The 22,600-nt window shown below is 68.3% G+C and carries 17 protein-coding genes and 1 tRNA gene; 7 read left to right on the top strand and 11 right to left on the bottom strand.

Going from position 1 to position 22,600, the window contains the following annotated elements:
• Positions 1 to 87: 87 nt before the first annotated feature.
• Positions 88 to 354: a cell division protein CrgA gene (gene crgA / locus FQ137_RS02415; RefSeq protein WP_149290968.1), complete on the bottom strand. Its 267-nt coding sequence runs from the start codon at positions 352 to 354 to the stop codon at positions 88 to 90.
• A gap of 88 nt (positions 355 to 442) precedes the next feature.
• Here crgA and FQ137_RS02410 point away from each other — a divergent pair, with 88 nt between their 5' ends.
• Positions 443 to 1,123 carry an aminodeoxychorismate/anthranilate synthase component II gene (locus FQ137_RS02410; RefSeq protein ID WP_149290967.1) on the top strand — a complete coding sequence of 227 codons (681 nt, stop codon included), beginning with the start codon at positions 443 to 445 and terminating at the stop codon, positions 1,121 to 1,123.
• Positions 1,124 to 1,138: 15 nt separating this feature from the next.
• Here FQ137_RS02410 and pknB read toward each other — a convergent pair whose 3' ends face one another.
• The 7 genes from pknB to FQ137_RS02375 all read right to left on the bottom strand — a co-directional run bounded on the left by pknB (position 1,139) and on the right by FQ137_RS02375 (position 10,653).
• Positions 1,139 to 3,178 carry a Stk1 family PASTA domain-containing Ser/Thr kinase gene (pknB, locus tag FQ137_RS02405; RefSeq protein ID WP_149290966.1) on the bottom strand — a complete coding sequence of 680 codons (2,040 nt, stop codon included), beginning with the start codon at positions 3,176 to 3,178 and terminating at the stop codon, positions 1,139 to 1,141.
• The gene (locus tag FQ137_RS02400) at positions 3,175 to 4,749 is read right to left on the bottom strand and encodes a serine/threonine-protein kinase (RefSeq protein WP_149290965.1); all 1,575 of its coding nucleotides are present in this window, start codon (positions 4,747 to 4,749) and stop codon (positions 3,175 to 3,177) included. The genes pknB and FQ137_RS02400 overlap by 4 nt, the downstream gene beginning before the upstream one ends.
• Positions 4,746 to 6,218: a penicillin-binding transpeptidase domain-containing protein gene (locus tag FQ137_RS02395; protein WP_149290964.1), complete on the bottom strand. Its 1,473-nt coding sequence runs from the start codon at positions 6,216 to 6,218 to the stop codon at positions 4,746 to 4,748. Before FQ137_RS02395 ends, FQ137_RS02400 begins: the two co-directional genes overlap by 4 nt.
• A gap of 7 nt (positions 6,219 to 6,225) precedes the next feature.
• Positions 6,226 to 7,674 carry an FtsW/RodA/SpoVE family cell cycle protein gene (locus FQ137_RS02390; protein ID WP_149290963.1) on the bottom strand — a complete coding sequence of 483 codons (1,449 nt, stop codon included), beginning with the start codon at positions 7,672 to 7,674 and terminating at the stop codon, positions 6,226 to 6,228.
• A gap of 3 nt (positions 7,675 to 7,677) precedes the next feature.
• A complete protein-coding gene (locus tag FQ137_RS02385) occupies positions 7,678 to 9,255 on the bottom strand; it encodes a PP2C family serine/threonine-protein phosphatase (protein ID WP_149290962.1) in 1,578 nt (525 codons plus the stop codon).
• Positions 9,252 to 9,710, bottom strand: a complete 459-nt coding sequence (locus FQ137_RS02380; RefSeq protein WP_149290961.1) for an FHA domain-containing protein — start codon at positions 9,708 to 9,710, stop codon at positions 9,252 to 9,254. Before FQ137_RS02380 ends, FQ137_RS02385 begins: the two co-directional genes overlap by 4 nt.
• Positions 9,711 to 9,795: 85 nt before the next feature.
• Positions 9,796 to 10,653, bottom strand: coding sequence for a DUF3662 and FHA domain-containing protein (locus FQ137_RS02375; protein ID WP_149290960.1), 858 nt, complete (start codon positions 10,651 to 10,653; stop codon positions 9,796 to 9,798).
• Between the two features lie 229 nt (positions 10,654 to 10,882).
• Between FQ137_RS02375 and FQ137_RS02370 the strand changes: the two genes are divergently transcribed.
• Positions 10,883 to 10,968 (top strand) — tRNA-Leu (locus tag FQ137_RS02370).
• A 133-nt stretch (positions 10,969 to 11,101) separates the two neighbouring features.
• On the opposite strand, the gene FQ137_RS02365 is transcribed toward FQ137_RS02370, so the two are convergent.
• Positions 11,102 to 12,466 (bottom strand): DUF2254 domain-containing protein, encoded by a 1,365-nt coding sequence (locus tag FQ137_RS02365; RefSeq protein ID WP_149290959.1) that lies wholly within the window; start codon positions 12,464 to 12,466, stop codon positions 11,102 to 11,104.
• Between the two features lie 428 nt (positions 12,467 to 12,894).
• On the opposite strand from FQ137_RS02365, the gene FQ137_RS02360 reads away from it, so the two are divergent.
• Together FQ137_RS02360 and pntB are read left to right on the top strand one after the other, a co-directional pair.
• Positions 12,895 to 14,481: a Re/Si-specific NAD(P)(+) transhydrogenase subunit alpha gene (locus FQ137_RS02360; RefSeq protein ID WP_149292598.1), complete on the top strand. Its 1,587-nt coding sequence runs from the start codon at positions 12,895 to 12,897 to the stop codon at positions 14,479 to 14,481.
• A 4-nt stretch (positions 14,482 to 14,485) separates the two neighbouring features.
• On the top strand, positions 14,486 to 15,907 hold the full coding sequence (gene pntB / locus FQ137_RS02355) for a Re/Si-specific NAD(P)(+) transhydrogenase subunit beta (protein WP_149290958.1): 1,422 nt from the start codon (positions 14,486 to 14,488) through the stop codon (positions 15,905 to 15,907).
• Positions 15,908 to 16,125: 218 nt separating this feature from the next.
• On the opposite strand, the gene FQ137_RS02350 is transcribed toward pntB, so the two are convergent.
• Positions 16,126 to 16,602, bottom strand: coding sequence for a hypothetical protein (locus tag FQ137_RS02350; protein WP_149290957.1), 477 nt, complete (start codon positions 16,600 to 16,602; stop codon positions 16,126 to 16,128).
• A gap of 47 nt (positions 16,603 to 16,649) precedes the next feature.
• Complete coding sequence (locus FQ137_RS02345) at positions 16,650 to 17,960, bottom strand: acyl-CoA dehydrogenase family protein (RefSeq protein WP_149290956.1); 1,311 nt, start codon at positions 17,958 to 17,960, stop codon at positions 16,650 to 16,652.
• A 134-nt stretch (positions 17,961 to 18,094) separates the two neighbouring features.
• On the opposite strand from FQ137_RS02345, the gene FQ137_RS02340 reads away from it, so the two are divergent.
• The 3 genes from FQ137_RS02340 to FQ137_RS02330 all read left to right on the top strand — a co-directional run bounded on the left by FQ137_RS02340 (position 18,095) and on the right by FQ137_RS02330 (position 22,467).
• Complete coding sequence (locus FQ137_RS02340; protein WP_149290955.1) at positions 18,095 to 19,054, top strand: TIGR03620 family F420-dependent LLM class oxidoreductase; 960 nt, start codon at positions 18,095 to 18,097, stop codon at positions 19,052 to 19,054.
• A gap of 79 nt (positions 19,055 to 19,133) precedes the next feature.
• Positions 19,134 to 20,888 carry a TIGR03767 family metallophosphoesterase gene (locus tag FQ137_RS02335; protein WP_149290954.1) on the top strand — a complete coding sequence of 585 codons (1,755 nt, stop codon included), beginning with the start codon at positions 19,134 to 19,136 and terminating at the stop codon, positions 20,886 to 20,888.
• 163 nt (positions 20,889 to 21,051) lie between these two features.
• Positions 21,052 to 22,467: an MFS transporter gene (locus tag FQ137_RS02330; protein WP_149290953.1), complete on the top strand. Its 1,416-nt coding sequence runs from the start codon at positions 21,052 to 21,054 to the stop codon at positions 22,465 to 22,467.
• Positions 22,468 to 22,600: the final 133 nt, after the last annotated feature.

Here is a 22,600-nt window from a genome sequence, read left to right as displayed (position 1 = left end):
GAAAATGCAGGTCACCCCCCGCGTCGGGCGGGGGGTGACCTGTGGATAACCCTGTGGAAGAGTCGGAAACCGTCTGTGGGAGAGGGGTTAGCGCCAGTTCATGGTCATGAGAAGGCCCACAACCGCGAGCCCGAAACCGATGGCGAAGTTCTGCCACGTCTCGAGGGACTGCATGAACGGGATGCGCTCTCCGGCGATGTAGTAGGTCACCAACCAGAGCAGACCCAGGATCATCAACGCGAACATGACCACCAGGTACCACCGCGCCGTCGGGGTTCCCTTGACCTTGACGGGGGTGCGGCTGACAGCCGCATCGGTGAACTCGGTCTTGGACCGGACCTTTGACTTGGGCATGGAGTCCTCGAACTGGTGGGGGATGTCAGGGCCACTCTACCAAGACCACCCCGGACGTTCACCGGTCCGACCGCAGTACGCTGCGTTTATGCGCATCCTCGTCGTCGACAACTACGACAGCTTCGTCTACAACCTCGTCCAGTACCTGGGCCAGTTGGGCGCGACGTGCGACGTGTGGAGGAACGACGACCCCAGGCTCGCCGGCCCTGACGGCGGCTACGACCCGGTCGGACTGGAACGCGTGGTCAGCGGCTACGACGGCGTCCTGCTCAGCCCCGGTCCGGGAACGCCGGACCGGGCGGGGGCCACGATCCCGCTCATCGGGGTATGTGGGCGCGCAGGCATCCCCGTGCTGGGTGTGTGTCTGGGCCATCAGGCGATCGGCGAGGCGTTCGGCGCGACCGTCGACCGGGCCGCCGAACTCATGCACGGCAAGACCAGCCAGGTCACCCACGACGACTCGGGTGTGCTCGCCGGGATTCCCAGCCCGTTCACGGCTACGCGATATCACTCCCTCACGGTGGTGCCGGAGACGATCCCCGACACCCTGGTGCCCACTGCGTGGACCGGGTCCGGCCTGGTCATGGCTATGCGTCATCGCGATATGCCGATCCATGGCGTGCAATTCCACCCCGAGTCGGTGATGAGCGATGGCGGCCACCGCATGCTCGCCAACTGGCTGGGAATGTGCGGCGAGCGACCGTCGGAGACGCTGGTCGCGCGGTTGGAATCCGACCTCGACCGTGCGCGCGGTGCAGCCCTGGCCTGACGCGCGGAGCGCCGGTCAGCCCGGACCGGGGACGAGTCCGAAGCGGATCACCCGGACCATGACCTGATCATTGACGCCGGCCTCGCCTACCGGCGGTTGTTGCGAGAAAATCCGGCCCACTCGGGTGAGGTCGGGGTCGTTCTGCGGCAGCTCCAGGAGCTGTCCGCGGTCGCCACGCCACCCGGCCCGTTCGAGCTTCTCAAGAGCCCCCTCGACGGTGTCGCCGACGAGGTTGGGCATGTCGAACCGGTTACCGGCCGAGATCTGGAGCGTGATGGTCGCGCCCTTGAGCTGTGTCTGGCCACCGGAGGTGGACTGGTTCACCACCTGGCCCTCCGGCGCGGTGCCGTCCACTCGGAGGGTGTCGACGCGGAAGCCCGCCGCCTCGAGCGCCGCGCGTGCCGGATCAGCGGACTGGCCCACCACGTTGGGCACCGCGATCTGCTCGGGCCCGGAGCCCACCGTCAACCGGACCGGACGGTCTGAGGGCACCTGTGCACCGGGCCCCGGGTCGGTGTCGACGACCTTGTCCTGGTCCTCGGACGTCGACGGGCGCGTCGCGTTCTCTGGGACCACCTGGAATCCGGCCTCCTCCAAGGCCGACCGGGCGTCGCCCGGGGACATCCCCATCACATTGGGGACCGAGAGGATCGGTTTCCCCGTCGAGACCACAAGGGTGATCTCCGAGCCCACCGTCAGGCGCTTGCCGGCGATCGGGTCGGACGAGATCACATGGCCCTCAGGTATCTGGAGGTGCGGCTCCGCGGTCTGCACAGGCTTGAGCCCGATCGAGGTGAGTTCGTCGACGACGTCCGCCACCGGCCGCTGGGCGACCTCGGGGATCGTGACCTCCTGCGCCAGCGCGGTCCCGCCGCCATTGTCGGAGGTCGTCGCCCACATGGACACGGCCGCGATACCGCCCAGCACCAGCAGCGCGGCCAGCGCGATGGCCACCGCCCGCGGCCTGCGCCGACCGTCGCGGCGGGAGGGGTCGCCGCGATGAGAAGTAGGACCGGAGGCGTCCACAGCACCGGCACCCGAGTCGGCGGCGCCGCCGGACAGCGCCGGTAGGGCGTGGGCCTCGGTGAGTGCATCCGACGGGGACCACTGGGATGGGCCGGTTCCGTACCCCGCGCCGGTGAAACCGTGGGGGGCGTCCGGCCTCAGGTCGTCGTCGAGCTCGTCATCGGACATCACCAGGGGCGCCGTAGGGCGACCACCGGTGAGAACGGTGATCAGATCGGTCCGCATCTCCCCGGCGGTGTTGTATCGGTTATGCGGATTCTTGGCCATCGCCTGCATGACCACCGCATCCACGTAGCGGCTCACCTCCGGGTTCACCGACGACGGTGGCGCCGGCGACTCGCGGACGTGTTGATACGCCACAGCGACAGGAGACTCGCCGGTGAAGGGCGGCGCTCCGACGACCATCTCGTAGAGCACACATCCCGCGGAGTACAGGTCGGAACGGGCGTCGACGGTCTCCCCGCGCGCCTGTTCCGGACTGAGGTACTGGGCGGTGCCGAGGACCGACGAGGTGTTGGTGAGGGTCGAGCTGGAATCGCTGATGGCCCGGGCGATGCCGAAGTCCATGACCTTGACCGCACCTTCGCGGGTGATCATGATGTTCGCTGGCTTGACGTCGCGGTGGACGATGCCCTTTTTGTGTGAGAAGTCCAGGGCACCGCACACGTCGGCCATCACACCCAGAGCGCGCTCGACCTCCATGGGGCCGTCCATCTTGACGATGTCGCGAAGGGTGTCGCCCTCGACTAGTTCCATGACGATGTAGGGCAGCGCACCGTCGGCAGTACGTTCCTCGCCCTGGTCGTAGATCGCCACGATCGACGGATGGTTGAGCGACGCCGAGTTCTGCGCTTCCCGGCGGAAGCGCTGGTAGAAGGTCTCGTCTCGCGCCAGTTCCGGACGCATGATCTTGATCGCCACGTCCCGGCCGAGGACAGTGTCGCGTCCCCGACGAACCTCGGACATGCCGCCGTAACCGAGTGGCTCACCGACCTCGTACCGGCCCGCCAGAATCGATGGAGTGGTCATCCGCGGTCACCTCCCCCGCGGGCGGGGACGGTGTCGCCGGCGGGGCCCCACGCCTGCGGTTGGCTCTGACGCTGCGCCTGACCTTGGTTCTGCCCCGGCTGTCCCTGCTGCTCCTGGGGTGGAAGCAGCGAGCTGAACTCTGAGGTGAGCGAGTCCAGCATGTCCTGCAGGTCCGGGGCCGGCGGCGCCGCGGTCGGCGACGGCGACGGCTCGGGTGACGGCGTCGGGGTGGGGGTTGGTTGCGGCGCGGGCGCCGGGGCGGGGGCCTGCGTCGTGATGGTCGTCGCCGGGGTGGTGGGCGGCGTCGGTGTGCTCGTGGTGCGACCGAAGAGCCCGCCCGAGCCGAAGACACCGGCATTGGACAGCGCGATGGCGGCCGCGACCGCCACGATCGCGACCAGCACGAAGACCACCAGGAACCACCCCGCGCAACCGGGTCCCCCACGGCGCCGCGGGGGCCCGGAGGTGACCGGCGGGGCGGGCTGGCGGCGCGTGGTGGCCGGCGCAGGGCCGGGTCGAGTCTGCTGTGGCCGTTGCCCCTGCGTGCGTGGCTGCCCCGGGGTGCCGGGGTGTGCGCGGGTGAAGGCGCGCGTGGGCTCGGGTGCGCCACTCGCCCGGTACACGCCACTCGGGCCGTCCTCAGGCAGAACGGTGGTCGCAGCGGTCGCGCCCGCAGCCGCCGCACCCGCTGCGGCGCCGGCGGCCGCGATGAACGCGGCCGGGGGGCGCGGGTCGCGGCCGGCGCGGATGTCAGCGATCGCTTCCGCGAACGCCTCACCGTCCGGGTACCGCTGCTCGGGGGCCTTGGACATGGCCTCGGTGAGAACTCGGCGGACTGGCTCGGGCACGGCGTCGGGCAGCGGTGGCGGGGTCTCCCGCACGTGCATCATCGCGATGGATACCGGCGAATCGGCGACGAACGGCCGCCTCCCGGCCAGGCACTCATAGCCCACGACGCCCAGCGAATACACGTCGCCGGCGGGGGAGGTCTCGTGACCCATGGCCTGTTCGGGGGCGATGTACTGGGCAGTACCCACGACCATCCCCGTCTGTGTGACGGCGGATGCTCCCATCGATTTGGCGATCCCGAAATCGGTGAGCTTGACCTGCCCCGCGGGCGTGATGAGGATGTTGCCCGGCTTGACGTCCCGGTGGACCAGTCCGATGGCGTGGGCGGCGTTGAGTGCGCGGCCGGTCTGCTCGAGCATGTCCAGCGTGTGCCGCATCGGCAGCGTCCCCTCGCGGGCGAGGACGTCCGAGAGCGGCTCGCCCACCACGAGTTCCATGACCAGGTAGGACAGTGGACTGCCGGAGGCGGGGTCGTCGATCTGTCCGTAGTCGTAGACGGTGGCGATCCCGGGGTGGGAGATCCTCGCGGTGACCTTGGCCTCGGAACGGAAGCGCTCGACGAATTCGGGGTCGGAGGAGTACTCCGCCTTGAGCACTTTCACGGCGACGTGCCGGTCGAGGACCGTGTCGGCGGCCTCCCACACCTGACCCATGCCGCCGGTGGCGATGAGACGCAGCAGGCGGTAACGGTCGGACAGGACCGCGCCGGAAGTCAGACTCACTGTGCTCCCCCCAGCAGCGCGCCCAGGACCTCGCGGCCGATGGGGGCGGCGTAGGTGGCGCCGACGGTACCGCGATCAATGCCGGGACCGGACTCGATCGCGACGGACACCGCGATGTCGCGGCCGGGGACGAACGCGATGTACCAGGTGTAGGGGATGGACTCGGAGGAGTCAACGCCGTGCTCGGCCGTGCCGGTCTTGGAGGCGATGGTGACTCCCGGCAGACCGCCGCCGGCGTGCTGCTCGGCCCCGATCATCATCTCGGTGAGGGTGCCGGCCTGCTCGTCGGTGAGGGCCCGAGCGGCGTCGCGCGGAGTGAAACCCTGGACGACGGAAAGGTCGGGCGCGGTCAGTGACTTGATCAGCTGCGGCTCCATGCGGACGCCGCCGTTGGAGACGGTCGCCGCCACCATGGCGCTTTGCAGGGTAGTCATGCGGACATCGCTCTGGCCGATCGCGCTCATGGCCAGCTGGGCGGCATCCTCCATCTGTCCTAGACCGGACGGTGCGACCGGGATGCCGAAGTCCTTCGGGGCCGTGCCGTCGACGCCGAACTTCTCGGCCATCTCGGTGAACGCCTCGGCGCCGACGTCCTGGCTGAGTTCGACGAACGGCACGTTGCAGGACAGCTCGAGGGCGGTGCGCAGTGTGACCGTCCCGCCGCCACAGGTCTGGCCCGCGTAGTTCTGCAGGTAGGTAGCGGTTCCGGGGAGGAGGGTGCGGTCGGCTCCCGAGACCGGGGTGTCCGGGCCGATGCCCTGCTCGAGCGCGGCTGCGGTGGTGATGATCTTCATGGTGGAGCCGGGCGGCAGCGCCTGTTGGGTGGCGTGGTTGAGCAGTGGCCGGTCCGGACTCTGGTCGATGCGCGCCATCTCCTGCCCGCGGACGTCCGGATCGAGGCTGGACAGTGCGCCCGGGTCGAACGACGGGCTGGAGGCCAGTGCGAGCACTTCGCCGGTCGAAGGGCGCACGGCGGCGACCGAGCCCACGAACGGGCCCTGGTCCGCGCCGCGGAGCAGTGCTTCGTAGGCGACCTGCTGGCCCGTCGGATCCAAGGTGAGTTCCACCGAGCCACCCTGCGGGGTGCGCCCGGAGATCAGTCCGGTGATCCGCTGGGACAGCAGCCTCGGGTCGGAGCCGTTGAGGAACGCGTTCTGAGTCTGCTCGATCCCGGAGGTGGCGAACTGCAGCGAGTAGTACCCGACGGTCGGACCGAACACGGCCGGGTCGGTGGGATAGGTGCGTTCGAACTCGAAGCGCCCGTCGGACGGCAGCGACATGGCCAGTACGCGCCCGCCGGCGGTGATCTGCCCGCGCTGGCGGGAGTACTCGTCCAGCAGCATGCGGGTGTTGCGGGAGTCGGCGCGCAGTTCGTCGGCGCGGAACACCTGGACCCAGGTGAGTTGGAGCAGCAGGGCGACCACCATGACCATGGCGGCGACCGCGACCCGGCGGATGGCGGTATTCACGCGGCGCTCACCCGGTCTTCCGGCCCAGCGACAACCGCGGGGTCCGCATCATGCCGGTGGCGGCGTCGGCCAGCGCGGGCGCCTGGCGTGGAGTGGGTAGCGGGCGGCGAGCGTCGTGGGACAGCCGGAGCAGGATCGCCAACAGTGCGTAGTTGGCGAGGAGGCTGGAGCCTCCGTATGCCATGAACGGGAGGGTCAGACCGGTGAGGGGCACGAGCGTGGACACGCCGCCCACCACGACGAACACCTGGATCGCCATGGTGAACGCGAGCCCCACGGCGACGAGTTTGCCGAAGCTGTCGCGGATGGTCAGCCCCACCCGGATGCCACGCAGGATGAGGAGCAGGTAGACCATCAGGACCGCCGCCAGGCCGATCAGACCCAGCTCTTCGCCGATGGTGGAGGTGATGAAGTCGGTGCCCGCAAACGGCACCTGGTCGGGCCGACCGTTGCCGAGCCCGGTGCCGCCCATGCCGCCGGAGGCGAGGCCAAAGAGGGCCTGCGAGCTCTGGTAGCCGCCGGTGTCGAAGAAGGCGAACGGATCCCGCCAGATCTGGAAGCGCACGCGGACGTGGCCGAACAGTGCGTACGCCAGTACGCCGCCCACGGCCACCAGGACGACGCCGATGAGCAGCCAGCTCACCCGTTCGGTGGCGACGTACAGCATGGTCAGCACGGTGGCGAACAGCAGGAGGCACATGCCGAGGTCGGTGTTGAACACGAGCACACCCAGCGACAGGAACCAGGCCACGATGATGGGCCCGAGGTCGCGGGCGCGCGGCAGGTCCACGCCCAGGACCCGCTTGCCGGCGGTGGTGAACAGCTCGCGCTTCTCCACCAGGATCGAGGCGAAGAACACGATGAGCAGGATCTTCGCGAACTCGCCGGGCTGGATGGTGAAGCCGGGCAGGATGATCCAGTTCTTGGCGCCGTTGATCTCGGAGAACCGGGCGGGCAGTACGGCCGGGATCGCCAGCAGGAGGAGTCCCGCGAAGCCCATCGTGTAGCCGTAGCGGGCCAGCACACGGTGGTCGCGGAGGAAGTACAGGACCGCGCCCATGACGGCGAGGCCGATGAGAGTCCAGAGCAACTGCCGGGTGACGTCCATACCGGGCGGGTCGTTGCCGTTCGCGGCGGCAGTGGCCGCGTACGCCAAGTCGAGCCGGTAGATGAGCACCAGACCCAGTCCGTTGAGCAGCGCGACGCCCGGGAGCAGCACCGGGTCGGCGTAGGGGGCCAGCCAGCGGATGAGCAGGTGGGCACCGCCGGTGAGGCCGAGGAACGCCAGGGTGATCCACAGCAGCGCCAGGGACAGTTCCTGCTCCTGGGCGAGTTGGACCAGGAGCAGCGAGAAGCCGATGATCACCGTGGCCGCGATGAGCAGGACGAGTTCCTTGCCCCGGCGGGGACTGCGGGGGACGGCCTGTCCTCGGGGTTCTGATGCGGGTGAGGTCACGAGTCAGTTCACCACCCGGCAGGTCTCGCCGGGAACCGGCTCGGGGGATGTGGGGGTGGGAGGACTCGCCGCGCGGTCCGATGGGCTGGGAGCGGCCGGTGGTGCGGTCGCCGCCGCGGGTGACGGCCGATCGTCGGGTGACGCGGGGTCGGTGGGCGACGTCGAACCGGTGGGTGACGGCGAGTCCGAGGGGGAGGGCGACGACGACGAGGCTTGACCGCCCTGACGTTCCTGCCGCTCCTCGGGCTCGCATGGCGGCAGGAGGTTGTCCTGCGCGAGCCGGGAGACCTGCGCATTGGCATCGGAGAGACTGCCCGAGGGCATCCCGGCCCGCACGGTCTCCCTCGCGGGTTCGCGGAGGTCGCCCAGGGTGAACACGTCACACCCGGTGGGGATGGCGTCGGGGGAGTGCATGGTGAGGTCGCCCTCGCGGGTGATACACGCCACCTGGCTGACCGAGGCTAGGGAGATGCCGAAGACCTCCCCGGAGATGCCCCGCTTCACCACGACCTGGCTGTCGGATTCGGTGACGAAGTAGTTGCTGCGGACGAGCAGCGCGGACGCGCCGATGATCCCGGCCAGGAGTACGAGTACCCCGACCACGCTCAGGGCGAAACGCCATCTGCTGCCGCGCGGCGGGGCAGGGTCGACCTCGTCGTCGTCGGCTCGGCCCCCACGCCCGGCGCCCGCGGCGTCGCCGCCGGGCGCACCGTCGGCGTCCCCCCGCGAGGCGACCTGCGCGCGGGAGAACGCGGCGGCTTTTCCGGCTGCGGTGTGGGAGTAGGGGTCGGCCGCGGGGTCGATCTGGCCGGGCTCGTCCCCAGATGCGGCGCCCACCACGACGGGGATCGTTGGCGCGTTGCGCGGGGATTCTAGGACGTCGGCCAGGACGACCGTGATGTTGTCCGGCCCGCCCGAGCGCAGTGCCAATTGGACGAGTCGGTCCGCGGCCTCCTCGACGGTCCCGGTGGCGAGAGTTTCGGCGATGGTCTCGGTGCTCACCGGATCGGACAGGCCGTCGGAGCACAACAGGTAGCGGTCGCCGACCCGGGCTTCGCGAATGACGGCGGTCGGTTCCACCGGCTCCCCGGTGAGCGCCTTGAGGATGAGCGAGCGCCGTGGGTGGGTGTGTGCCTCGTCGGCGGAGAGTTCCCCGCGGTCGACGAGGGATTGCACGAAGGTGTCGTCCTTGGTGATCTGGCTCAGCGTGCCGTCACGCAGCAGGTAGGCCCGCGAGTCGCCCACGTGGATCAGACCCATCCGACGACCGTCGAAGAGCAGCGCGGTGGCCGTGCAGCCCATGCCGTCCGTCTCCGGGTGCGCCTCCACGTGGGCGGCGATCGCGTTGTTGCCGACGGTCAGCGCGCGGGTGAGCGCTCCTGTGAGGTCCTGTCCCTGTTCGTCCTCGTCGAGCCTGGCCAGCGCCGCCACCACGAACTGGCTGGCGATCTCGCCCGCCGCGTGCCCGCCCATCCCGTCGGCCAGGGCGAGCAGCCGGGGGCCGGCGTACGCCGAGTCCTCGTTGTTCTCCCGCACCATGCCCAGATGCGAGCGTGCGGTGTAGACGAGCCCGGGGGTCATGTGCGGAGCTCGATCACGGTCTTGCCGATCCGGATCGGCGTACCGGCGTCCACCTTGACCGGGGTCGTCACCCGCGTCCTGTCCAGATAGGTGCCGTTGGTCGAGCCGAGGTCCTCGAGGAACCAGTCGGGGCCGTGCGGGGAGAGCCTCGCGTGCTGGTTGGAGGCGTAATCGTCGTCGATCACCAACGTGCACGAGTCGGCTCGGCCCAGCAGCACAGGTTGTTTGGAGAGGGTGATGCGGGTGCCTGCGAGCGCGCCCTGGGTGACCACGAGGTGCCGGACTGCTTTGGAGGCGCGACCGAACATTCCGCCCCGACGCTCACTGCGGCCTGTCGACCGCATTCCCACGTTGCCGAAGACGTCGGTCTTCAGCGCTCGCAGGGTGAGGTAGATGAACAGCCACAACAGCGCCAGCAACAGGCCGCGCGAGAGCTGCAGAACGAGTCCCTGCACTGGTGCCGTCCTCCCCTCGCCGGTCAGTTCACCTCTAGCAACGTGTCACGGCCCCCGGTGGTTCCGGGGGTCATCCGTGTTGAGGCTAGTCGAAGCGGACGGTGATCTCCGAGTGTCCGACCCGGATCACGTCGCCGTCGGCGAGTTGCCAGTCCTGGACCGGCCCGCCGTTGACCGTGGTGCCGTTGGTCGAGCCGAGATCGGTGAGAAGCGCTTCGCGGCCATCGAATCGGATGTCGGCGTGCTGGCGCGACACGCCCGTGTCGGGGAGGCGGAACGCGGCATCCTGCCCGCGTCCCAGCAGGTTGGAGCCCCGCTGGAGCCGGAACGTGCGCCCGGAACCGTCCTCGAGGTGCAGGCTGACGGTCAGCGAGGACCGGCCCTGCGTGATCTGGGTGGGCGCGTCCGCCGGGCCGCCCCAGCCGGCGCTGCGGGTGCCTGATCCGGTAGAGACCGGATAGTTGGAAGCGGGTGCCTGCATGTTGTTGTTCTCCTTGCTCGCACCCGGCGACGACGGTGCCGGGTGTCCCGGCGCCGGGGCCGGCGCGGCGGCCGAGATGTGGAAGGGGACGGCGTCGGGGTCCACGACCCCGTCGATACGCATCTGTCCGGTGTGGAGGTCGTCGCGCTCCACAAAGGTCAGGGTGACCGGTCCGTAGGTCTCCCAGCCCTGCTCGGAGATGTGATCCGACAGGTGGCGAGAGAAGGTCTTGACGGCCAGCGCCTCGTCCTCGGTGAACGATTCGTAGTCCGACCGGGCCAGGGTGATGGTGTAGCTGTTGGACACCAGCAGGTGCCCGTCGACCACCTTGAGGGAGGCCTCCGCCTGCTTGCGTAGCTGCGCCTCGACCTCGGCCGCCACGACCTTGCCACCGAAGAGACGGGCGAACGCGTCGCCGACGGCGCCCTGGAGCGTGCGTTCGAACTTCCCGACGAATCCCACGCCTCGCCTCCTCTCCATACTGGTTACGTCCGCACTGGCCGTGTTCACGTCTGCGTGGCCCCCACGTATGGGAGCATCCGGTCGATCATAGAGGCGTGGGCCGCTCAAAGCACGCGTCCGGAGCCCGGAACACTGGTCCAGAACACCTTGGAACGGGCGTCTCCCCAGGGTTCCCACTGCCGATTAGTGCGCTCTGGAAGGCGCGTGTTACCGTATTCCAGCGTTACTCGGGCGAGTGGCGGAATGGCAGACGCGCTGGCTTCAGGTGCCAGTGTCCTTCGGGACGTGGGGGTTCAAGTCCCCCTTCGCCCACCACGGGCAGTTTGAGTTTGAAACTGCAGCGGCCTCAGTTGGGATGTACCCGGGTGAGGCCGTTTTAGCGTGCGCTGACGCCTTGAACGTGTGCAATCGTGGACTGAACAGTGTCAGTCGCGCGAAATTCGGCGGTTTATTCTTGCATCGGCGACCTGGTGCGCGCCGGCAGAGGCGCTCCAGCCGGAGGAGTTTTACCTGTTCCCTGGCTGACTGCCTCGAGGACGTCGCGGTGCCGGCTCTCGATGGCGACCCGATCGTCAGCGTTGCGCGTGGCGTCGAGGGCGTCGTCACGAAGCTTGGTGGCATGCCAAGTCAGTACTGCACGACGTTCGGGGTCGTCGAGTACCCGTGCGGCGACGGCGAGCACATCGAGGATCCGGATGCTGACAGACGGAGCACCTGCCCCAAACTGCCGCATCTGGTCGAACATGCAATCAACCAGTCCCTTGAAGTCGGACGTCGCCACGACTAGACGGATCTCGCCCTCCCTCGAATACACACCTGTGGGCCATCGGCGGTTCTCCAGGGTGCACAGTGCGTCCCCGAACCGGTCGATCACGTCAACAGCGGTGAAAGGGTCGTTGGTACCCGGGCTGAGCGCACGAGTGCCGACCTCGACCAGGAGCCGCACCGCGTGCTCGACGTCTTGGTTGCGGGTGCGGGAGTTGCCGACCGTGAGCCGGGAATGGATGCCGTCGGGAAGGCTCGGGAAGGCCTCGGCGATGGGGGAGTTAGGGAAGAGGTAGTCGCCGGGCTTCACCAGGAGTCGGATCGTCGTGTCGGATTCGACGGCGAGGTTGAGGAGACCCTGGTGGTCGACCAACTGCAGGTAGCCGCCGTTATGGGCATAGAGAGTCTCGGCTTCAGCCCAGAACTCCTCGTCGGGTGTCGGCAGCACATTGTGGTCGGGGTCGCTCTGCTCGGTGACTGAGAGCAGGGAGGACCTTAGGTCCGAGGTGAGGAGGTTGACGACGCGCGTCGTGTTGATTGACCTGGTGACGTGATCGATGAAGTAGACGAGCGCGCCGATGCAGCCGAGCGCCATGATGAGTGCCAGGGTGACGTTGTAGTGAGGGACGAAGGGCGGCCCTTCCTCGCCGGCCGTAACCGTGCGCAGGCTGTAGAGGCTGAACGCGAAAGTGGAGATGAAGATGCCAAGCGTGATCTGGTTGCCGCGGTCTTCGGTGAAGTTTTGGAGTAGTCGTGGACCCATCGAGCCCGCGGCATAGGACAGGGCGGCGATCGTGATGGAGAAGACGGTGCCGCCAACGCCTATCGAACTGCTCGCAATCGCCGAGAGCACGCTCCGGGACCCGTCCACCCCACCGTCGTAGAGCCAGCGAGCAACGCCTGCTTCCCCCGTTGTCAATGCGGTGACCGGGTTGTGAGAGAGCCACGTTCCTAAAGCGGCCAGAGCCAGTGCGGTGAGTGTCATGACCGCGGGCAGGAACCAGAAGCGCAAACTGATCTGACGGAGTCGGAATCGAAGCCTGGTCATAGAACCCCTCGTAGTGGTCAATCGGAGCGTATCCGTGAGCTCACTCGATATCTGAGTAAACCCTCGTGTTTCTGTGGGATGTCTCACAAAGCGCGCCGTCGAAGCCATCCGGGATCGTGTGGTGGGTGCAGTGTCCCGTAAAGTCAGCCGGAAGTTCTTCCGGCGGTTCAAGCGGTACCCCCGCCTCTTCGCGGAAGAGACGCCTCAATGGCGGACGATGTACGGGCCACCCTCCTGCCCACTGGTGCATCATGAGCCTCGCTCGTACGAAGGTCGACCGAGGCGCTCGCGACAGAGTGTGTCGCGAGACACAAAAAGTAGATAAGTCTCGCAGACACCACCGTCAGAGCCGATGTGAAGACACCGGCTTTTTTTACAACGCTGCAAAAGGATGCCCTATGGCTTCGAGCCTTGAAGAGATCCCTGATATGAAGCCGGATTCTGATGTCCGGGAGGCCGGTGCCGGGTCGTCGGTGATCGGTATTGTCGCCGAGTCCAACCCGGCGGAGAACCGGGTCGCGGCCACGCCTGAGACGGTGGCGAAGTTGATCGGCCTGGGCTACCGGGTCGTGGTGGAGCACGGCGCCGGTACACGCGCCGAGTTCGCCGATGCCGCCTACTCCGAGGCCGGCGCCGCGCTGGTCGACGGAGATGCCGCCTGGTCGGCGGATGTGGTGATGAAGGTCGCCGTGCCCACCGATGCGGAGGTAGCCCGAGTGCGTTCGGGTGCCACCCTGGTGGGCCTGCTAGCCCCGGCACAGAACGAGCACCTGCTCGGCGTCTTGGCCGAGCGCGGCGTGACCGCGCTGGCGATGGACGCGGTGCCGCGCATCTCGCGGGCCCAGTCGATGGACGTGCTGTCGTCGATGGCCAACATCGCCGGCTACCGCGCCGTGATCGAGGCCGCGCATCACTTCGGCCGCTTTTTCACCGGGCAGGTCACCGCGGCGGGCAAGGTCCCTCCGGCGAAGGTGCTCGTGGCCGGCGCCGGCGTGGCCGGTCTGGCCGCGATCGGAGCCGCCTCCAGCCTGGGTGCGATCGTGCGCGCGACCGACCCCCGCCCCGAGGTGGCCGACCAGGTCAAGTCCATCGGCGGCGAGTATCTCCCGGTGGAGGTGCCGGAGGAGGAGAAGACCGTCTCCACCGACGGCTACGCCAAGGCCACCAGTGAGGCATACGATCGGGCCGCGGCGAAGCTGTACTCCGAGCAGGCCGCCGACGTGGACATCGTCATCACCACCGCACTGATCCCGGGTCGGCCGGCGCCGCGTCTGATCACGGCCGCCGACATCGCGGCGATGAAGCGTGGCTCGGTGATCGTGGACATGGCCGCCGCGCAGGGCGGCAACGTCGAGGGCAGTGTGGCGGACGAGGTCGTGGTCACCGAGAACGGTGTGACGATCATCGGCTACACCGACCTGGCCGGGCGCTTGCCCGCGCAGGCCTCCCAGCTGTACGGCACCAACCTGGTCAACCTGACCAAGCTGGTGACGCCGGAGAAGGACGGGCGCTGGGCGCTCGACATGGACGACGTCGTTCAGCGAGGTGTCACCGTCACTAAGGGCGGCGACCTCATGTGGCCGCCGCCGCCCGTGCAGGTCAGTGCCGCGCCAGCAGCCGCAGCTGTCGCAGCGCCGGCGGAACCGCCGGCTGAGAAGAAGAAGATGTCGGCCGGCGCCAAGATGGCCTTGACCGCGCTCGGCATGGCGCTTCTGGTGCTGCTCGTGGCCGTCGCGCCTGGCGAGATTCCGCAGCACATCACGGTCTTCGTGTTGGCAGTGGTGATCGGCTACTACGTGATCGGCAACGTGCACCATGCGCTGCACACGCCACTGATGTCGGTCACCAACGCGATCTCCGGCGTCATCGTCGTGGGCGCGCTGCTGCAGATCGGGATCGACAACACCCTCGGCCTGGCCCTGGCCGCAATCGCGATCCTCGTCGCGTCCATCAACGTCTTCGGCGGCTTCGCCGTGACCCGTCGCATGCTCGGCATGTTCTCGAAGGGAGCCTGAGACCATGTCATTCCTGACTGCTGCGAATGCGGCGTATGTCGTCGCCGCGCTGCTGTTCATCCTGTCCCTGGCCGGCCTGTCCAAGCACGAGACGGCCCGTCGCGGCCTCAGCTTCGGCATCGCCGGTATGGCCCTGGCGCTCGTCGCCACTGTCGTGTTGGTGATCGATGGAGAGCCCGCCACCCTCGGCATCGTGCTCATGGTGGTGGCCGTGCTCATCGGCGCTGTCATCGGCTTGGCGCGTGCGCGCAGCGTCCAGATGACGGAGATGCCCGAGCTGATCGCCCTGCTGCACTCGTTCGTCGGCCTTGCCGCCGTGCTGGTCGGATGGAACGGATACCTCGAGCCCGAGCTCCACGGTGAGCTCACCGGATCGCTCCTGGGCATCCACTACGCCGAGGTGTTCATCGGCGTGTTTATCGGCGCCGTGACCCTCACCGGGTCGATCGTGGCGTACCTCAAACTGTCGGGGAAGATGAAGTCCGCGCCGCTGGTCCTGCCGGGTAAGAACCTCATCAACCTCGGCATCCTCGTGGCGTTCGTCGCATTGACGGTGTGGTTCGTCATCTCCCCGGCGCTGTGGATGCTCATCGTGGTCACCGCTCTGGCCCTGGCGCTGGGCTGGCACCTGGTCGCCTCCATCGGCGGCGGCGACATGCCCGTCGTCGTGTCGATGCTCAACTCGTACTCCGGCTGGGCCGCCGCGGCCACCGGGTTCCTGCTGGGCAACGACCTCCTCATCGTCACCGGTGCACTGGTTGGTTCCTCGGGTGCCTACCTGTCCTACATCATGTGCAAGGCGATGAACCGTTCGTTCTTCTCCGTCATCATGGGGGGCTTCGGTATCGAAGCCTCCTCGGGCGAGGAGAAGGACCACGGCGAGCACAAGGAGATCGACGTCGCCGGCGCCGCCGAGCTGCTGGGAGGCGCCTCCTCGGTGATCATCGCCCCCGGTTACGGCATGGCCGTCGCCCAGGCGCAGTACCCGGTCGCCGACCTCACGCGCACCCTGCGTGACCGCGGCGTCGATGTGCGATTCGCCGTCCACCCGGTCGCCGGTCGACTGCCCGGACACATGAACGTGCTGCTCGCCGAGGCCAAGGTGCCCTATGACATCGTCCTCGAGCTCGACGAGATCAACGACGACTTCGCCGACACCGACGTGGTGCTGGTCATCGGCGCCAACGACACCGTGAACCCGGACGCCGCGGAGGACCCGGGCAGCCCGATCGCAGGCATGCCTGTGCTTCACGTGTGGGAAGCCGAGAACGTCATCGTGTTCAAGCGGTCGATGGCCGCGGGTTATGCCGGTGTGCAGAACCCGCTGTTCTTCCGCGACAACACACAGATGCTGTTCGGTGACGCCAAGGACCGCGTCGGTGACATCCTCGCCGCCGTCAAGGACCAGCAGGGCGCGAACGCCTGACCCGCAGAATTGCTCCGTCCGGCGACTCAAGAACTGTTTCGTCCCGCGGCGGCTGGTCAGCACACCGGGGGCGGTCCCATCACAGGGGCCGCCCCCGGCCGTCGTTCCGGGCGGCGACAGCCGCGCCGGCGAAGGGCTCCGGTTTCTCGCTTGCGGGCGTCTCTCGCTTGCGGGCGAGTTTCACGTGGAACCGACACGCGCGGGCACCAGCGGTGTGGTCACTTCTCCTTGAGCACGTACACGCACCTCACGCGTAGCTCCTCCAGCACCCGCGCGTGATGCTCGGCCCGCTCGACGAGGTTCTGCAGCGTGGGCGTCGGCAGTCGCGTGTCCCCGATCTCCAGCAACGCCCGGAAGCCCATCTTCTTACCGGTCACCGCCAACGTGAGCGCTTCAAGCTCGATCAGATCGCTCAGTGGCGAACGTTCGGCAAAGCGCCGGTTGGGCTTGAACTGGACGAGCTTCTCAGACGCCTTGGCGGGCAGATCCTTGAGCAGCGACGGAGCGGTCCCGGCCAGCGTCATGAGCTCCTCGAGGACCTTGAGATCCTCGACGGTCTCGTCTCTGATCCGGCCCACAGCGTCGCGGACGTGGGGGTCGCTGTGACTCTCGGCAACGCGCCGGAACAGGTCGAGCCCGGCGGCGGCACCGGCGTGGTGGTCCTGCATGTAGGTGTGCAACATCTCGGTGGCCATGTTCTGACGGTACGAGGCCCGGCAGGAGGAGCAACCGGTCGAGCGGCTCAGCGGGCGAGTAGTCCCTTGGCGATGTGGGTCACTTGGATCTCGTTGCTGCCCGCGTAGATCATGAGCGACTTGGCATCGCGGGCGAGCTGCTCCACCCGGTACTCGGCCATGTAGCCGTTACCGCCGAAGAGCTGCACCGCCTCCATCGCCACCTCGGTGGCGGCCTCGGACGAGTACAGCTTCATCGCGGAGGCCTCCGCGAGCGAGAGCGGCTTGCCGGCCCGCGCGCGCTCGATGGAGTTGAACACCATGTTGCGCACGTTCATGCGCGCCACCTCCATCTTGGCCAGCTTGAGCTGGATGAGTTGGAAGCGCCCGATCTCCTGACCCCACAGGGTGCGCTCGCGGGAATATTCCACGCACAGGCGGTGACACTCCTCGATAATGCCCAACGCCATGGTGGCCACCCCGATCCGCTCGGCGGTGAAACTCGACCGCGCCGACTCGCGACCGTCCCCGCCGCGGCCCTCTTCGGACTCGCCGAGCAGCCGGTCGCGGCCCAGGCGGACATCGTCGAAGAACAGCTCGCCGGTGGGGGAGCTGTGCAGGCCCATCTTCTTGAATGGCGATCCCTGCGTCAGGCCCTCCATGCCCTTGTCGAGGACAAACGTGAGCACCTTCCGGTCGCGCTTCTCGGCGTCCGGGTCCGCGCCCGCTCCACCGGGCCCCTCGTCGAGTTTGGCGTAGACGATCATCACGTCGGCGTAAGGACCATTGGTGATGAACGTCTTGCGGCCGTTGAGGATGTAGTCCTCGCCGTCGCGCCGCACGTAGGTGCGCATCCCGCCGAAGGCGTCTGAGCCGGAGTCCGGCTCGGTGATGGCCCACGCCGCCACCTTCTCCATGGTCACGATGCCGGGCAGCCAGCGTTCCTTCTGCGCCAGCGTTCCGCGGGACATGATGGTGGTGGCGCCCAGTCCGATGCTCACGCCGAGCGCCGACACCAGACCCATGCACGCGCCGGCCAATTCACTGATCACCACGGCCATCATGGAGTCGCGGTTCTCGCTGGCGTCGCCGGAGCCGCCCTCCTTTTCGTCGTCGTCTCGCCCGCGAGCCCCACCGCCGACCGAACTACCGCCCGCGGCGGCGCCGACCGTCTCCTTCGCGCGCGCGGAGGCCAGCATCTTCTCGACCCCGTCGCGCGCCATGGAGTCGATGCCGAACTCGGCGAACAGCTTCCGGATGATCGGGTACGGCAGCGTCTCGCCGCTCTCCAGGGCATCCAGCTGGGGACGGATCTCCTTGGCGATGAAGGCGCGCACGGCGTCGCGAATCATCAGGTCGGTCTCGGACCACTCGTACATCTGCGTCTCGTCTCTTCGGTGCCCGGGCTGTGCCGCGCTTACTACAACACGTGTCAGGTCAGTGTGGCGTGGGGTGGGCGTCGGGCGCGGCCGATTGGAACGAACGGCGGTCGCGGTCGGGCACACTCGGAGCCATGAATGCTCCCCAGGACAACACATCAGGCCGGGACAACCGGGCAGGTCGCGGACAACTGGGCCGGGTCGGACTATGGACCGGGTCGCTCGAGGGGGTGCCGCCGGCGCAGCTCTCGGACGTCCTCGGCGAGCTCGACGACCAAGGCTGGGGGTCGCTGTGGTTCGGCGAGGCGGTGGGCCGCGAAGCGTTCACCGCGGCGCAGCTGTACCTGGGCGCCACGCAGCGGATGGTGATCGGCACCGGCATCGCCAATATTTACGGCCGCGACGCCTCGGCAGCCGGGTCGGCGGCCCGCACGATCGAGGCCGTGCACCCCGGCCGGTTCGTCCTGGGCCTGGGCGTCTCGCACGCCCCGTTGGTCGAGCGTCACCGCGGGCACCACTATGGGCGGCCGCTGTCGGCGATGCGCGAGTACCTCGACGCCCTCGATGGGACCGGGCCGATGGCGGCGGGCGAGAACGCGATGCCGCCGGTCGTGCTCGCTGCGCTCGGGCCGAGGATGCTCGAACTGTCCCGCGACCGGACCGCCGGCGCGCACCCGTACCTGACGCTGCCCGAGCACACCGCGCGAGCCCGGGAGATCCTCGGCGGGACCGCCGACGATGGGCCGGCCCTGATCGTGGAGCACGCCGCGGTGATGGCCCCGGGAGTGGACGACGACGACGACGAGCTGTGGCGGTCGCGGGCCCACGACCACCTCAACGTCTATACCGGCTTGCCGAACTACCGGAACTCGTGGACGCGGCAGGGCTTCGACGAGTCGGACTACGTGCGCGGGGGCAGCGATCGACTCAAGCAGGCGCTCGTCACCCGCGGGCTCGAAGCCACACGGAGGCGCGTGCAGGAGCATCTCGACGCCGGCGCCTCGACGGTACTCGTACAGGTCCTCGGCGAGAACGTGCTTGTGCCGCCGGTGGCGGACTGGCGGTTGGCGGCGGACGCGTTGATCGCGGTGTGACCAGCGTCCACTGCGGGCGCCTCAGCAGGACCGTTGAAACGGGCCAGTCCGGGGGGGAGCGCAGACTAGGGTCGCCTGTGTGAACCGGATCGATCGCAGGACCTTTCTCGGTGGGGTCGGCCTCGGGGTGGCGGGTGTCATCGGCCCGGCGGCTCTCTGGGGGACGTCCTCGACCCGCCCGGGCGCCGGCTTCTGGTCACCAGCCCCGGCGTCCGCCGATGCGATGGCCGGCTCGCCTGCGGGAACGACGCTGGAGCGGGCGGCGACCCCGGCGGGCGGGCCGGGGTACCAACGCCTGGTTGGCGGCCCCGGTTATCCGCTGGTGGCACGCGGTGAGTTGGCCCAGCCGCAGGCGGGCCGGGAGGACCGTCGGCTGGCGCTGACCTCGTTCGTGCAGATGACCGACATGCACGTCCTCGACGCCCAGTCTCCCGTCCGGGTGGAGTTCGTCCACCCGCTGATCGGGTCGGCGTCGCGACCACAGGACACGCTCACCACTCAGGGCCTGGTGGCGTTGGTCGACCGCATCAACCACGTGCGACGGGGGCCGTTCACGGGTCGGGAGTTCGACGCCGTGGTGACCACGGGCGACAACACGGACAACCACGAGCAGGTCGAGCTCGACTGGTACCTCACCGTCCTCAGTGGCGGGTCGCTCGTCCCCAACACCGGCGACCCCCACCGGTACGAGGGCACCCAGGACTCTGGCTTCGACCTGTACTGGAGCCCAGAGAGTACCTACCCGGACTCGTTCAAGAACGCAGGGTTCCCGGTGATCGACGGGTTCCTGTCGGCCGCGATAGCGCCCGTGAGCAGCCCGGGCCTGGACATTCCGTGGTTCGCGGTGTTCGGAAACCACGACGATGCGGTCCAAGGCACCGCCCCCAGTGGGATCGACCCGATCACCGCGCTGTACACCGGCGCGGTCAAGTTCGGCGCGCCGGGATCCGCGAGAGAGGCGGAGATGCTCAACCGGGCTCTCCGCGAGGATCCGGCCGCGGTGCCAGGACTCGTGGGCGGCATGACCAACCCGGCGCGGGTGGTCACCCCGGATGATCGGCGGGCACCGTTCACGCCCCGACAGTTCATGGCCGCCCACTGGGATCCCGCGCGGGTGGGTGCCGGTCCGCGCGGACACGGGTTCGCGCCCGACGCGGCTGAGACGGGGATCGGCTATTACCGTTTCGACATCGCCCCTGGGGTGGTGGGGATCAGCATGGACAGCACGAACCGGGGTGGGTTCATTGACGGCTCCCTGGGCGCCGCCCAACTGCGGTGGATCGAGGAAACCCTGATCGCCGGGAGCAGTCGATACTTCGGTCCTGACGGGCGCGAGATCCGTCAGCAGCGAGACGATGTGCTGTTCGTGTTGTTCAGCCATCACACCAGCGACACCATGAACACTCTGGTCCCGGACCCGGAGAACCCGTTCGAGTCGCGACACTCCGGATGGGAACTGATCGCGCTGCTACACCGGTTCCCTAACGTGTGTGCCTGGGTGAACGGACACACCCACGACAACCGGGTCACCCCGCACGCAGGTCCGAGCCCGCAGCAGGGTTTCTGGGAGATCAATACGGCATCGCATATCGATTTCCCCCAACAGGCCCGCATCATCGAGATCGTGGACAACCGCGACGGCACCCTGTCGTTGATGGCGACGCTCATCGAATCGGACGCACCCTACGAGGTCCCGTACTCCGACCTGTCGCTGAGCGGGCTCGCCTCGCTCTACCGCGAACTGTCGTTCAACGATCTCAATCGTGACCCCGACCGGCTCGGCGGACCGGGGGACCGGAACGTGGAACTCCTCCTCGCCTCGCCGTACTCGTAGACGCGGTACGGATGGTCGCCGAGATGGCCGCGGCAGCGGAAAGCCCCGAGGACTGACCCTCGATCCTGCCCGCCCGCGTCATTCCGGCTCTTGACGGGCGTCAAAATGCGACGCTGTAGTCTCCGTTCGACAGTGGGGACGGTTCGGGAGAGGGAAATGACGGTTGCCTGACAACGCTCGCGGCGCCCGTACCGCCAGACCGGACCATCACGGGTTGGTTTTCGTGCTCGCCTCGGCGGGAATCGTGATGTCACTGTGCCAGTCGCTGGTGATCCCGATCCTCGGACGTCTCCCGGACATCCTCGGCACGTCCCCCAGCAACGCGGCGTGGGTCGTCACCGTCACGCTGCTCTCCGGCGCCGTGACGGGCCCGGTCATGGGCCGGCTCGGAGATATCTACCCCAAGAAGTACGTCCTCATCGGGTGCACCGCCCTCATGGTGGTCGGCTCGGTGGTGTGCGCGTTGGCCACCTCCCTCTGGCCGATGCTGATCGGACGGGCCCTGCAAGGGATGGGCATCGGCGTGATCCCCATCGGCATCGCCACCATGCGCGAAAACCTCCCGCCCGCCCGCCTGGCACCGTCGATCAGCCTGATGAGCTCGTCGCTCGGGGTGGGTGGCGCGCTCGGGCTCCCCGCGGCGGCCGCGCTGGCCGAGTTCGGAGCCTGGCAGTGGATGTTCTGGGGTTCCGCGCTGCTCGGTGTCGTCATCGTGACGATGATGGTCGCTATCCTGCGGCCCACACCGGCCGCCAAACCGGACGGCTCACTCGACGTGCCGGGGGCCCTCGGGTTGGCGACCGCTCTGATCGCGATGCTGCTGGCGGTGTCCAAGGGCGCCGACTGGGGATGGACGAGCGGGCTGACCCTCGGCTTGGGGGCGCTCTCGGTTGTGGTGTTCGCCGGGTGGGGGGCGTGGGTCCTGCGCGCGCGCTCACCATTGGTCGACCTGAGGGTGGCGGCCCGGCCGCCCGTGTTGGTCACCAACATCGCGACCGTCCTGATCGGTGTAGGGATGTACGCCCAACTGCTGATCGTCCCGCAAGTACTGCAATTGCCCGTCGGCACCGGCTACGGGCTCGGGCAGTCGATGATCGCCATGGGACTGTGGATCGCCCCCGGCGGACTGGCGATGATGGCCGTGTCTCCACTCAGTGGCCGACTCATCACCAAACGTGGACCGAAACCGACGCTCGTCCTGGGCGCGCTCGTCATCGCCGCCGGCTATGGATCGGCGCTCCTGCTCATGGGGTCGACCTGGGGACTCATGATCTCCGCGATCATCATGAACGGCGGCGTGGGACTGGCCTACGGTGCCATGCCCTCGCTCATCCTCGACTCCGTCCCCCGGACCGAGATGGGCTCGGCGAACAGTTTCAATTCACTGATGCGGTCGATCGGCACGTCCGTCTCCGCCGCGGTCATCGGCGTGGTGCTCGCCCAGATGTCCGTGGAAAGCCATGGCCTCCTGATCCCCTCCGAAACCGGATTGCGCGTCGCACTGGCCCTGGGTGGCGGTGTCGCTCTGCTGTCTGGGATCGTCGCCAGGTTCATCCCGCCGCCGTGGGCCGAGGAGTAGGGACCGCCGTCCGGGCTCTGACTCACGTCGTCGTCGACCCTCCACCCGCGACGCGGTGACGATCCAGGACATCGCGACGAGTCGTCACCGACGGTGGTTCGGGCGACCAGTGGCGGAAGACCGACCGGGAGAG

It is taken from the genome of Dietzia sp. ANT_WB102 (genome assembly GCF_008369165.1).
In the GTDB taxonomy this organism is placed as follows: Bacteria; Actinomycetota; Actinomycetes; order Mycobacteriales; family Mycobacteriaceae; genus Dietzia.
The sequence above is the reverse complement of the archived record's forward strand: the minus strand, read 5'-3'. Positions and strand labels throughout refer to the sequence as shown.

What these genes read in the sequence shown, in the direction of transcription:
- FQ137_RS02345 (WP_149290956.1), bottom strand. Translation starts at nt 17,960, where the DNA reads ATGTACGAGTGGTCCGAGACCGACCTGATGATTCGCGACGCCGTGCGC.
- FQ137_RS02340 (WP_149290955.1), top strand. Translation starts at nt 18,095, where the DNA reads ATGAATGCTCCCCAGGACAACACATCAGGCCGGGACAACCGGGCAGGT.
- FQ137_RS02360 (WP_149292598.1), top strand. Translation starts at nt 12,895, where the DNA reads ATGAAGCCGGATTCTGATGTCCGGGAGGCCGGTGCCGGGTCGTCGGTG.
- pntB (WP_149290958.1), top strand. Translation starts at nt 14,486, where the DNA reads ATGTCATTCCTGACTGCTGCGAATGCGGCGTATGTCGTCGCCGCGCTG.
- pknB (WP_149290966.1), bottom strand. Translation starts at nt 3,178, where the DNA reads ATGACCACTCCATCGATTCTGGCGGGCCGGTACGAGGTCGGTGAGCCA.
- FQ137_RS02350 (WP_149290957.1), bottom strand. Translation starts at nt 16,602, where the DNA reads ATGGCCACCGAGATGTTGCACACCTACATGCAGGACCACCACGCCGGT.
- FQ137_RS02365 (WP_149290959.1), bottom strand. Translation starts at nt 12,466, where the DNA reads ATGACCAGGCTTCGATTCCGACTCCGTCAGATCAGTTTGCGCTTCTGG.
- crgA (WP_149290968.1), bottom strand. Translation starts at nt 354, where the DNA reads ATGCCCAAGTCAAAGGTCCGGTCCAAGACCGAGTTCACCGATGCGGCT.
- FQ137_RS02410 (WP_149290967.1), top strand. Translation starts at nt 443, where the DNA reads ATGCGCATCCTCGTCGTCGACAACTACGACAGCTTCGTCTACAACCTC.
- FQ137_RS02385 (WP_149290962.1), bottom strand. Translation starts at nt 9,255, where the DNA reads ATGACCCCCGGGCTCGTCTACACCGCACGCTCGCATCTGGGCATGGTG.